The 1141-nt window shown below is 43.7% G+C and carries 1 protein-coding gene; it reads left to right on the top strand.

All coding sequences use genetic code 11. The annotated features are described in order from the left end of the window. The first annotated feature begins 117 nt into the window (after positions 1-117). The gene (locus tag A3761_RS04640; RefSeq protein WP_068553884.1) at positions 118-1128 is read left to right on the top strand and encodes an SGNH/GDSL hydrolase family protein; all 1011 of its coding nucleotides are present in this window, start codon (positions 118-120) and stop codon (positions 1126-1128) included. The last annotated feature ends 13 nt before the right edge of the window (positions 1129-1141 follow it).

Here is a 1141-nt window from a genome sequence, read left to right as displayed (position 1 = left end):
GAGTCCCCCAAAAAAGTCAGACAAGAAAGAACCTGAAAAAGAATAGTTCTTTAAGAACATATAAAACACTTACATACATGAAAAAAACAAAATTAAGAAAATTAACGGAGTCGATTGATGAAAAGCCTGAAATTGAAGTTGGTGACACTGACGTCACTACTTGTTGCTGCATTCGCGGTTAATGCGAACGGCTACAGTAATGTATACGTATTTGGCGATAGCCTTTCTGATAATGGTAACCTTAATGCCATTGCACCAGACCAAACCTATGGTGAACGTTTCACCAATGGCCCTGTAGCGGTAGAATTCGTTGCAGCAGCACTAGGTCATACCCTAACACCATCGCTACACTTAGCGGGTGGTTATACTGGTAACAACTTTGCTATTGCTGGTGCAAAAGCAGTTGACGAAGATGGTGATGAATCTACACCGGACATCAACCTACCTACCCAGGTTAATGCTTTCCTACAAATCAATGCAGGTGTTGCTCCTTCAGACGCGCTATACATCGTATTAATCGGTGGCAATGACATTCGTGCAGCACGTGAAATTCGCTCAGGAGCAGTTTTCGCTTCTACAGCTCAAGAGCGTCAGGCTATTCGTCAGGCAGCTAATGCTTCATTGAAAGCAGCTGTTGAATCTGAAATTGCTCAAATCGAAAAATTGATCGCTTCTGGTGCTCAGCACATTCTAGTATCTAATGCTCCAGATATCGGCGCGATCCCCGAAACTGATTTGGTTGTTGCTGGCTTACTTGCAAACACTCAAACGACTCGCCAAGAGCGCAAAGCGAACCGCCTTGTACGAGTTACTACTAAGCTTTCAGCTAAGTTCAATCGCAAGCTGGATCGTAAATTGGCTCGTCTTGAGCATCAAACAGGTGTCGATTTTATCGAGTACGACCTATTCAGCTTCTTGACTGATCAAGTCGACAACGCTGAAGACTATGGCTACACCAATACTGACGACGCATGTGCTTACATGCTATCTCAAGGTGGTGCACTTCACCCTGAGTGTGATGGTTACGTAACAGCTACTGGCTTCTTGTTCTATGATGAAATTCACCCAACTACGCAAGCTCACCAAGCTGCAGGTATTGAAATCGTTCAAACTCTATTGGCTCAATAAAACAAATTTGAGC

The sequence above is a fragment of the Oleiphilus sp. HI0123 genome, from assembly GCF_001635315.1.
This window is presented reverse-complemented; position numbering and strand designations above follow the sequence as displayed.

Bases quoted from the DNA above. Each gene is read 5' to 3' on its own strand.
- A3761_RS04640 (WP_068553884.1), top strand. From the start codon at position 118: ATGAAAAGCCTGAAATTGAAGTTGGTGACACTGACGTCACTACTTGTT.